Genomic DNA, 10,447 nt, shown 5'->3' with positions numbered 1-10,447 from the left:
GACGTCAACGTCAGCGTGCGCCGTCCGGGCGAGGAGTTCGGTACGCGGACCGAAACCAAGAACGTCAATTCAGTGCGTTTCGTGATGCAGGTGATCGAGCATGAGGCGCAGCGCCAGGTCGATCTGATCGAAGATGGCGGTACAGTCGTACAGGAAACGCGCCTGTTCGATCCCGGTACGGGCACCACGCGGTCGATGCGCAGCAAGGAAGATGCGCATGACTATCGCTATTTCCCCGATCCCGACCTGCTGCCGCTCGAACTGGACGACGCATTCCTTGAGGAATGCCGCGGTTCGCTGCCCGAACTGCCCGATGCCAAGCGCGCGCGCTATGAAGGCACGCTGGGCCTGACGCCCTACAATGCCCGCGAACTGACTGCAGAGGTCGAAACCTTTGCCCGCTTCGAAACGCTGCTGACGGAAACCGCCGCGGCGTTGGGCAAACCCGAAGCCGAGGTTGCGACGCAGGTCGCCAACTGGTCGCTTTCCGTCGCGCCGGGCGTCATCAATGCGCTCGGTGATGAAGGCGATATCGCAAACGCCACGGCTCAATCGCAGGCGAAAATCCTCAAAATGCAGGGTGCTGGCGAAATCAGCGGCGGGCAGGCCAAGGAAATCTTCGAAATCGTGCTCAAGAGCGGGCGCGACCCGGAAGAGATCGCCGATACCGAAGGCCTCAAGCAGGTCAGCGATACCGGGGCGATCGAACAGGCAATCGACGCGATCATCGCCAGCAACGAAGACAAGGTCGCCGAATATCGCGGCGGCAAGGACAAGCTGTTCGGCTTCTTCGTCGGCCAGACGATGAAGGCGATGCAGGGCAAGGCGAATCCGGCAGTCGTCAACCAGATCCTAAAGGATAAGTTGGGCTGAACCGCAAGATCGGTCGGGCGCGCGGCCTTGGCCTCGGCTAGCCATCCCCTGCCACGGAGGATGGAATGAACGAAACGGCTGCCGACAATTATCGCAGGCGCATGGCGCGGGTGCTGGATCACATCGACCGGCACCCTGATGGCGACCTGCGGCTGGAGGTGCTGGCTGGCGTCGCGGCTTTCAGCAAGTTCCATTTCCATCGCCAGTTCGGGGCCAGCTTCGGCATCTCCGTCCAGCGCTATGTGAGCCTCTCGCGGATGAAGCGGGCGGCCTTCGCATTGGCGTGCCGGCCGGAATTGCAGGTGATTGAGATTGCGCTCGCGGCGGGGTTTCAGTCTCACGATTCCTTCGCGAAGGCCTTTCGCGGGGAATTCGGGGTCAGCCCGAGTGCGTTTCGCAAGGCACCCGACTGGGCCGCGTGGCAGACGGCAATCACGCCGTACGACAATGCGAGGAAACACATCATGGCTTCGAATTTACAACCAGGCGACGTTGAGATTGTCGATTTCGCCGAAACACCGATAATTTTGCTCAGCCACCGTGGCGATCCGGCAATCGTCCAGCCGACGATCGCGCGCTTCATCGAATGGCGGAAAGCGAACCGGGTCGGGCCGCACGTCGCACGGACATTCAACATCTTCTACGGTGGCCTCGACGTTGCACCCGAAGATTTCCGCATCGATCTCGCCTGCGAAGCGTTGCGCGGCCTCGAACCGGGCGTCGATATGGAAAGGTCGGCCATCGCGGGCGGGCGCTGTGCGCGCCTGAAGCTCACCGGCATCAACGACGAACTCGAAGTTCCAGCGACCTGGCTCTACCATGACTGGCTACCCCAAAGCGGCGAGACGCCGCGCGATTATCCATTGTTTTGCGAACGGAGCAATTTCGGCCCCGGCATGCCCGAAGGCGAGATGGTGACGGAACTCTACTTGCCTCTGGAATGACGGGCGGCACGGGGCTAGGCGGGGGCGATGACCTCGATCGTCCTCGTCCAGCCTGAAATCCCCGGAAACACCGGCGCGGGAGGGCGCACCTGCGTGGCGCTCGATATGGAGCTTATCCTGATCCGCCCGCTGGGGTTCGAAATATCGGACAAGAGGGTGAAGCGGTCCGGACTCGATTACTGGCCGCACATCAAATTGGTCGAATTCGCGAATTGGCAGGCCTTCATCGCCGAGCGCGCGCCGCGTGCGGACCAGTTGTTCCTGTTTGAGGAATATGCGGAACGCAGCTTCTACGAGCCCGATTATCCGGCGGATGCCTATCTCGTGTTCGGAAGCGAGACCAAGGGCATCCCTTCCGAGATCGTTGCCGCGCATCGCTCGCAGATGGTCAGCCTGCCGATGCGATCGGACAAGGTGCGCTCGCTAAATCTGGCAAACACCGTGGCGGCGGCGGCCTATCAGGCCCTGCGCGCGCACATGCCCCGATAGGTCTTCGTCAGCCCCCTTCGACGAGGGCATCGACGATTACATAGGTCTCCGGCCCGAATTTGATCGTAACCTGGTCGCCGTTGCGCGATGTCGCGAAATCCCATCCTGCCGAGCCATCGGCCTGCGCGCTGTCTGCGCTATAGGGTTCGGTGCCCTTGAAGAAGATCGCGCGCGTCCTCCCGTCGGGCTTGGTCACTTCGACCAGGGTCGTGCCGTCCTCGCCCCAGTTGCGCTTCACGCCGGCATCGCATTGTTGGCCGGGCGGATTGCCGCCGATACCGCAGGGAATCTGCGCAGTTGCATGGTAGTCTGTACCGGGGACGAGAGCATCGACGCTTGGCGCATCGACCGTCGGCGTTCCGCCTTCACCCATTCCAACATTCGCGTCGCCCATCGAGACGGATACGATCCGCACACCCTCGATGGTGTCGGCGATCTTGCCGCCGAGCTCTTCGGCTGATGCCTGCGTGGGACACCCGACCAGCACCGCGCTGTCGTCAAGATAATTAGAGGTGGCTGCGCTTTCGCCCAATTTGCGGCATGGATCGCCTGCATTGGGATAGCCATCGCCGAAGGGCGCAAGACTCTCGGGGATCACCGCTACCTTTTCTGCATCGGCGGCGGGCGCTTCCGAAGTAGTGGCGTCGTCTGTGTCCGCGCTGCATGCAACAAGAGTGAACGCGAGTGCGGTGGCAAGTGACATTTTCGTCTTCATCGAGGTGTCTCCTCTTGCTGATTGGCGTCGCATTGCCTTGCTGGGAGCGACTGTGGCGGTCGTCCATCGAGAATCAACCTTAGAGCATTGAGTAGGTTCCGGAAACTCTCGCAACTGGCGCAAAAAGGGCCGCCGGATCGCTCCAGCGGCCCTTCTTTTTGCGGATTGGAACCGGATCAGGCGGTCTTGGTGCCCGAAAGCGGCATCGCGCCGAATGCGCCGGCATTGACCGAGCCAGTCAGTGCGTCACCATCGACCGTCGCTTCGCACTCCAGCGTCATCGGCATCGGCACCGTCATGTTCATCTTCCAGGTCAGCGTATTGCCGTCGATCTTGCCTTCCTCGACGTCCATCGAACCCATGCCGCCAGCCATCGAGCCGGTGAAGCTGCCGTCGCCGCCATCGACAACGGTGAAGGTGCCCTTCTGGTCGCCCATCGGGCTCTTGACGGTGGTTTCATAGGTACCGGCAACAGACATCGTAATCTCCTCTTTGATAAAACCTTGTCCACCCAATGGGTGGGCGCTGTATGCGTTCCGTGTTTACACTGGTGTCAGTAAGACTCAACTACATAACGACGCTTGGCGTTTGCGAGCACATCCTTGCGCCAGAAATGTACGGGTTTGAGCTTGTGTTCGGCAAACAGCCGCGACTGGTCGGTGTAATGCGGGCTGTCGGGGCGCGTGACTGCCGCTCCGAATGGCTGGATCGAGCGCGACTGCACCGGCTCGCCTTCATGCCATTCGACCCACATGATGAAACTGTCGCCATGTTTGACGTTGAGGCGTCCGTCTTCGTCCACGTCCCAGCTGGTCGAGGCCCGCAAGGTGTCCGATCCGCCGTCTAGCGGCAGGTCGACGCTATAGCGGCCAGGTCCCTGCCGAAGGCGTAGCACATCCGACATCGGCGGATCGATCCGCCCGAAGTAGCGCTTGAGATGGCCGGTCGCCCAGGTCAGGTGCTCGCGCACGTCGGGCAGCCTCTTGTTCTGGTATTCGGCCGACATGAAGTCCTTGATCATCAGCAGCGCCAGCGCATCGGCTGCGCCCTCGTTATCGGCAGTGAAGTCCCATTGCAGCAGCAGGTCGCGCGCCTTGGCCAGTTCTGCGTCATCCGAAAGGTCGAGCGCGGCGAGCGCGTCCCACAGCTCGGCAACGTAGCCCGCGCGCTCATAGGCCGTGTCATATTTGATCGACCTCAGCGTCTCTCGGTCCAGCAGGTTGGCCGCGCTCAGCAGCTTGTATGCCCGGCGCGAGCGATTGGTCTGCTTCAGCTCCACACCCAGTTCGGGGGCAAAGTCGTCAGGCGAAAGATCGCTTCCTGCCCCGGCTGCGGTGTAGGGCTCGTTGTTGGAATTGTAGAGCCAGCCGGATGCCGGATTGATGAGCTTGGGAATGCGATTGAATGCCACCGGGCCCTGCCAGATCAGCGAACTATCGTTGCCCGGCAGGATTCCGCGCCAGTTGTAGCCGGGTTTCCGGTCGGGGATCGCGGCATTGTAGATGTAAGCGATATTGCCCTCTTTATCGGAATAGACCGCGTTGAAATTGGGAATATCCATCCGCCGGTACACCGCGAGCCATTCCTCGAAGTTGGCCGCCTTGCTCTCGCGATAGAATGCATCCATCGAGCGGATATTGTCGATTCTGGCATATCGGATCGCGAAGGCCCCACGATCATTCTTGATGACCGGGCCATGCACACTGCGATAGACGGTGCGGCGGATTGGCAGCACCACCGGGCCCATCTTGACCGGTAGAGTCACGGTCTCGCTTTCGAGATCGCGCCATTTGCCATCGAGGCGATAGCGCGTGCCGCTCTCGTCCATTTCCAGCTTGTAGATATCGGTGAGATCCGGCCGGTTGACGGTGTGGGTCCAACCGAGATGTTCGTTATGGCCCAATACGGGATAGGGCGTGCCCGGCAGGTTTGCCCCGGCGAAATGCCAGCCTTCGTCGCTTTCAACCACCAATTCATACCAGGAGACGCTGCCGCGCCAGGGCTGGTGGGTGTTGGAGATCAGCACCGTCGGCCCGCCCGATTTTTCCGGTGCCACCGCAAAGGCGTTGGAGCCCGAAAGCGCGCCGTCGCGACCGAATGGAGAGAGAGCGACGCTCGCCTGTTCCTCCATCATCGGAGGTGCCGACGGTTCGTGGCCATCGCGCGGGAAGCCGGGAATATCGGGGCCGAACTCGCGCAGTAACGGTTCGCCCGCGACGAGCGGTTCGATCACATTGTTGAGGCCGAAAAAGAATGGCTGGCGCAGCGCGAATCCGGCGGCGATATCTTCGCCATTCACAGGGAACAGATTCGCCAGCTTGAGCTCGTTTGGATGTTCCGCGGCATAGCGGTTGAGGCCGCTGGCATAGGCTTCGAAAAGGGCGCGCGTATCCTCGGGCAATTCGGGATAATGCCGTTCCGCCGTGCTGCGCGCATCGAGCAAGTGATAGACGTAGTCGACCGCTGCGCCATTCACGCCCGCGATTGCGCCATAGCGCCCTCGCGCCATGGCCAGCACGTCTTGCAGCGTGAAGAAATCGTCCTCGGCCTGCGCGATGGCGACGCCAAAAGCGACATCGGGATCGGTTTTTCCGTGAATATGTGGCACGCCATATTCGTCGCGGCTAATTTCCGCTCGGTATTGGCGGTCGCCTTCAGGCGATCTGGCCGACGCTGCGAAGAATGGCTCCCACGTGGCCAGCGCGATGAAAGCCAGCAGAAACACGGCCAGCATGGTAAATCCGATCCGTGCCAGCCATTTTCTCATGTGATTCTCTCCCTTTGGCGCGGCAAGCTAATGCGGATGCGCCAATTGGTGAAGCCCACATGCGCAGGGACACACATGGTTCGGGATAAGTCCGCGCGGGTACTTCCGCAGGCGGGATTCGGCTGGCTACCCGTGGGATTGTGAAAACCGAGATTGTCATTGGCCATGGGACAGGCGGCTCGCCCGTCAGCTTCGACATTGAGGAGCTGCTCGCCACCCGGCTGCTGGTCCAGGGCAATTCAGGCAGCGGCAAGTCGCATCTGCTGCGGCGCCTGCTGGAAGAAAGCGCCGGCATGGTGCAGCAGGTGGTGATCGACCCCGAGGGGGACTTTACTTCGCTGGCTGAGCCGTTCGGTCATGTCGTGGTGGACGGGGCGGCCTATTCGCCGGGCGAGATCGAAGCGCTGGCGCGCCGCATCCGTGAACATCGCGCCTCTGTCGTGCTGGCGCTGGAAAGCCTGGAGGTCGAACAGCAGATCCGCTGCGCCGCGCAGTTCCTGACGGCTCTCTTCGATGCCCCGCGCGAGCATTGGTACCCCGCACTGGTGGTGGTGGATGAAGCGCAGATGTTCGCGCCCGCCGTCGCTGGCGAGATCGCTGAGGATACGAGGCGCATGACGCTGTCGGCCATGACCAATCTGATGTGCCGCGGGCGCAAGCGCGGCCTGGCCGGGATCGTCGCGACGCAGCGGTTGGCGAAACTCGCCAAGAATGTCGCCGCCGAAGCCTCGAACTTCCTGATGGGGCGCACTTTCCTCGATATCGACATGGTCCGCGCTGCCGACCTTTTGGGCATGGAGCGCCGCCAGGCGGAGCGTATCCGCGAGCTTGAACGAGGCCATTTCCTCGCACTCGGCCCGGCAATCACCCGCGTACCGCTAGCGGTGAAGATCGGCCCGGTGCAGTCCGGGCTGAAGGCGCGGGCGGAAGGGCTGATGCCACTGCCCGAAGCCGCCCCGGAAGATATGGCTGCACTGCTGACGCGCGATCTTGCATCCGAAGCGGCCAGACCTGCGCCTCCGCCACCTCCACCAGCTGCGCCGCGCGTAGACGAAGTGGAAGCGAGCATTGCGCGCGCGGAAGAACGCCAGGTGCCGCAGCCGGAGGAGTTACGGGATAGTGGTGCGGTCGCAGGCCGTATCGAAGAACTCATACAGGCGCTCGCCTGCGAAGAAGGCATCGCCTTCCAGTCCGCCAGCGCGCAATATCAGACCTTCCTTAGCCGCTGCCGACGCGAAAGGCTTGTCGGCCCGATGCCCGATATGCAGTCTTTCCGTCGCCGTTTCGCGATCGCTGGGGCGGGGCTCGACGAGCTCGATGCGGCGACGCGTGAACGCATCCTGACATTGGCGGGCACGGTGGAGGAAGATTTGCTCGCTCCCTTTCTCGTGATCGCCAAGGCTGCCCATGCTGGCGAAACGCAAGTGGACGAGGAAGCGCTTGCGCGTGCCTATGGGACCAGTTCGCCCGGGCGAATCCGCCGCCTGCTCGACCATCTCGAGCGGCAGGGGCTGGTGGTCGTACGGCAGGATTTCGGCGGTGGGCGCACGGTCATGGTGCCCGGTCTGGAAGGCCTCGCCGCGGGCTGATTCGCCGGATAAATTGCGCCCAATTGCTGCCAAACCCCTCGCAAGTCTGGGTGAGACCCCTATATCCGGCTAATACACCTGCATAATTTTGGCTGCAGGGGCTTGTGTTGCCATTTTGCAACACCATATCGAGGCGGTAATTCAGTGAGGGAGCATCCATGAATCTGGAAAAGTTCACCGATCGCGCGAAGGGTTTCCTGCAAAGCGCGCAGACCGTTGCCATCCGCATGAACCATCAGCGGATCACGCCGTCGCACCTGCTCAAGGCGCTGCTGGAAGACAGCGAAGGCATGTCGGCCCAGCTGATCCAGCGCGCGGGCGGCAATTCCGGCATTGCGGTCACTGAAGTCGACAATGCACTGGCCAAGATCCCGGCCGTTTCGGGTGGCGGTGCGCAACAGACCCCCGGGCTCGATAATGATGCTGTGCGCATTCTCGACCAGGCTGAACAGCTTGCCAGCAAGGCGGGCGACAGCTTCGTGCCTGTCCAGCGCTTGCTCCAGGCGATCGCGCTTGCTTCCGACAATCCGGCGGGCAAGGCGCTCAAGCAGGCGAATGTCGATGCCAAGTCGCTCGAGGCTGCGATCCAGGACATAACCGGGGGCCGGACTGCCGATAGCGCCGGGGCCGAAGAGAGCTATGATGCGATGAAGAAATACGCCCGCGACCTGACGGAGGCGGCGCGAGCGGGCAAGCTCGACCCGGTGATTGGCCGCGACGAGGAAATCCGCCGCACGATCCAGATTCTTGCTCGCCGGACCAAGAACAACCCCGCGCTGATCGGCGAACCCGGCACCGGCAAGACCGCGATTGCCGAAGGGCTGGCGCTGCGCATCGCCAATGGCGATGTGCCCGATAGCCTCAAAGGCCGCACGCTGATGTCGCTCGACATGGGCGCGCTGATTGCCGGTGCGAAATATCGCGGCGAGTTCGAGGAACGGCTCAAGGCCGTGCTTGACGAAGTTAAGGGCTCTGACGGGCAGATCATCCTGTTCATTGACGAGATGCACACGCTGATTGGTGCGGGCGCGAGCGAAGGCAGTATGGACGCCTCCAACCTGCTCAAGCCGGCCCTGTCGCGTGGTGAGCTGCACTGCATTGGCGCCACGACGCTCGACGAATATCAGAAATATGTCGAGAAGGACCCGGCGCTGCAGCGGCGCTTCCAGCCCGTCTTTATCGCCGAACCCAGCGTCGAAGATACGATCAGCATCCTGCGCGGGATCAAGGAGAAATACGAGCTGCACCATGGCGTGAACATCACCGACAGCGCGATCGTCGCTGCGGCGCAGCTTTCCAACCGCTATATCCAGAACCGCTTCCTGCCAGACAAGGCGATCGACCTGATGGACGAGGCCGCCAGCCGCATCCGCATGGAAGTGGAATCGAAGCCGGAAGAGATCGAAACGCTCGACCGGCGGATCATCCAGCTCAAGATCGAGGAACAGGCGCTTTCGAAAGAAAGCGACGATGCCTCAAAGGACCGGCTCGCGAATCTGCGCGAAGAGCTGGCCAATCTGGAGCAGGAAAGCAGTGAACTGACCACGCGCTGGCAGAGCGAGCGTGACAAGATTCATGCCGAAAGCAAGATCAAGGAACAGCTCGACGCTGCGCGGATCGAACTTGAGCAGGCGCAGCGCGAAGGCGATCTGGCCAAGGCGGGCGAGCTTTCCTACGGTACGATCCCCGAGTTGGAAAAACAGCTCGAGGCCGCGCGCGCGCAGTCCGAAAACGCTTTGTTGCGCGAGGAAGTGACCGAGGAGGATATCGCCTCCGTGGTGAGCCGCTGGACCGGCATCCCCGTCGACAAGATGATGGAAGGCGAGCGCGAGAAGCTGCTCCAGATGGAGGAGATCCTCGGCAAGCGCGTGATCGGCCAGAGCCAGGCGATCGAGGCTGTCTCCAAGGCTGTGCGCCGTGCGCGCGCTGGCTTGCAGGATCCGAACCGGCCGCTCGGCTCATTCCTTTTCCTTGGCCCCACGGGCGTCGGCAAGACCGAACTGACCAAGGCGCTCGCGGCCTTCCTGTTCGATGACGACCAGGCGATGGTGCGCATCGACATGAGCGAATTCATGGAGAAGCACGCGGTTGCCCGCCTGATCGGCGCACCTCCGGGCTATGTCGGCTATGAAGAGGGCGGCGTGCTGACCGAAGCGGTGCGGCGCAGGCCCTATCAGGTCGTGCTGTTCGACGAGGTTGAGAAGGCGCATAACGATGTCTTCAACGTGCTGCTGCAGGTGCTCGACGACGGGCGCCTGACCGATGGGCAGGGCAGGGTGGTCGACTTTTCGAACACGCTGATCATTCTGACCAGCAACCTCGGTAGCCAGTTCCTCTCACAACTGGGTGACGACCAGAAGGTCGAGGATGTCGAGCCGCAGGTGATGGACGTGGTGCGCGGGCATTTCCGCCCCGAGTTCCTCAACCGGCTGGACGAGATCATCCTGTTTCATCGCCTGGGCCAGGAGCATATGGCGCCGATCGTCGATATCCAGGTCGCGCGGGTGCAGAAACTGCTCAAGGATCGCAAGATCACGCTCGATCTGACCGATGGCGCGCGCAAATGGCTCGGCCGGGTGGGCTACGATCCGGTCTATGGCGCAAGGCCGCTCAAGCGAGCGGTGCAGCGATACCTGCAGGATCCGCTCGCCGAGAAGCTGCTGCAGGGCGAAGTGCCCGATGGTTCGACCGTCAAAATCGACGAAGGCGACGGTGCGCTGGAAATGGTGATTAGCTAGGGCCGCGACTCAAGCGGAGATAGCTACGCCGCGAGGTCCCCAAGGGCTTCGCGGAGCGGGTCCAGCCATTGGGAATAGGGGCGCCAAACTTCCATCCCGTCGCGGTTGAGCGGGCGACGCACCTGTTCGCTGCTGGCCGTCGCTACTGGCGCTGTCGATTGGTGAAAGTCGAGCACCTGCGGCTCGAATGGGATCGATAGCCCGTCAAATAGTTCACGCAATTGCGTTTCGACGTCCTCGACCAAGGCTTCGTAACTCAACTGTTGGATACGATCTGGCGCACGAGCGGCAAGAGTATCTGTCTGCCGTGCATAATCGCGATAAAAATGTCC

7 protein-coding genes and 2 pseudogenes are annotated in these 10,447 nt (G+C 62.0%); 5 read left to right on the top strand and 4 right to left on the bottom strand.

What is annotated here, in order from left to right; translation table 11 throughout:
- From gatB to ACQY6C_RS14445, 3 genes and pseudogenes are all read left to right on the top strand, one after another.
- Nucleotides 1–873 (top strand): annotated as a pseudogene (gene gatB / locus ACQY6C_RS14455) (Asp-tRNA(Asn)/Glu-tRNA(Gln) amidotransferase subunit GatB); the annotation flags it as partial.
- A gap of 65 nt (nucleotides 874–938) precedes the next feature.
- On the top strand, nucleotides 939–1,817 hold the full coding sequence (locus ACQY6C_RS14450) for an AraC family transcriptional regulator (protein WP_427969939.1): 879 nt from the start codon (nucleotides 939–941) through the stop codon (nucleotides 1,815–1,817).
- Between the two features lie 27 nt (nucleotides 1,818–1,844).
- Nucleotides 1,845–2,306, top strand: a complete 462-nt coding sequence (locus ACQY6C_RS14445) for a tRNA (cytidine(34)-2'-O)-methyltransferase (RefSeq protein WP_427969937.1) — start codon at nucleotides 1,845–1,847, stop codon at nucleotides 2,304–2,306.
- A 7-nt stretch (nucleotides 2,307–2,313) separates the two neighbouring features.
- Here the strand turns inward: ACQY6C_RS14445 and ACQY6C_RS14440 are convergent, their stop codons facing one another.
- The 3 genes from ACQY6C_RS14440 to ACQY6C_RS14430 form a co-directional block, all read right to left on the bottom strand.
- The gene (locus ACQY6C_RS14440; protein ID WP_427969936.1) at nucleotides 2,314–3,021 is read right to left on the bottom strand and encodes a hypothetical protein; all 708 of its coding nucleotides are present in this window, start codon (nucleotides 3,019–3,021) and stop codon (nucleotides 2,314–2,316) included.
- Nucleotides 3,022–3,197: 176 nt separating this feature from the next.
- A complete protein-coding gene (locus tag ACQY6C_RS14435) occupies nucleotides 3,198–3,500 on the bottom strand; it encodes a hypothetical protein (protein ID WP_427969934.1) in 303 nt (100 codons plus the stop codon).
- Between the two features lie 74 nt (nucleotides 3,501–3,574).
- A complete protein-coding gene (locus ACQY6C_RS14430) occupies nucleotides 3,575–5,788 on the bottom strand; it encodes an acylase (protein ID WP_427969932.1) in 2,214 nt (737 codons plus the stop codon).
- A gap of 140 nt (nucleotides 5,789–5,928) precedes the next feature.
- Between ACQY6C_RS14430 and ACQY6C_RS14425 the strand changes: the two genes are divergently transcribed.
- Together ACQY6C_RS14425 and clpB are read left to right on the top strand one after the other, a co-directional pair.
- On the top strand, nucleotides 5,929–7,377 hold the full coding sequence (locus ACQY6C_RS14425; protein ID WP_427969930.1) for a helicase HerA domain-containing protein: 1,449 nt from the start codon (nucleotides 5,929–5,931) through the stop codon (nucleotides 7,375–7,377).
- Nucleotides 7,378–7,535: 158 nt separating this feature from the next.
- Nucleotides 7,536–10,115 (top strand): ATP-dependent chaperone ClpB, encoded by a 2,580-nt coding sequence (clpB, locus tag ACQY6C_RS14420; RefSeq protein ID WP_427969929.1) that lies wholly within the window; start codon nucleotides 7,536–7,538, stop codon nucleotides 10,113–10,115.
- A 23-nt stretch (nucleotides 10,116–10,138) separates the two neighbouring features.
- Here the strand turns inward: clpB and ACQY6C_RS14415 are convergent.
- Nucleotides 10,139–10,447, bottom strand: a pseudogene (locus ACQY6C_RS14415) (hypothetical protein); the annotation flags it as partial.

Source organism: Altererythrobacter sp. (assembly GCF_050299635.1).
Taxonomy (GTDB): domain Bacteria; phylum Pseudomonadota; class Alphaproteobacteria; order Sphingomonadales; family Sphingomonadaceae; genus Erythrobacter.
The sequence above is the reverse complement of the archived record's forward strand: the minus strand, read 5'-3'. Positions and strand labels throughout refer to the sequence as shown.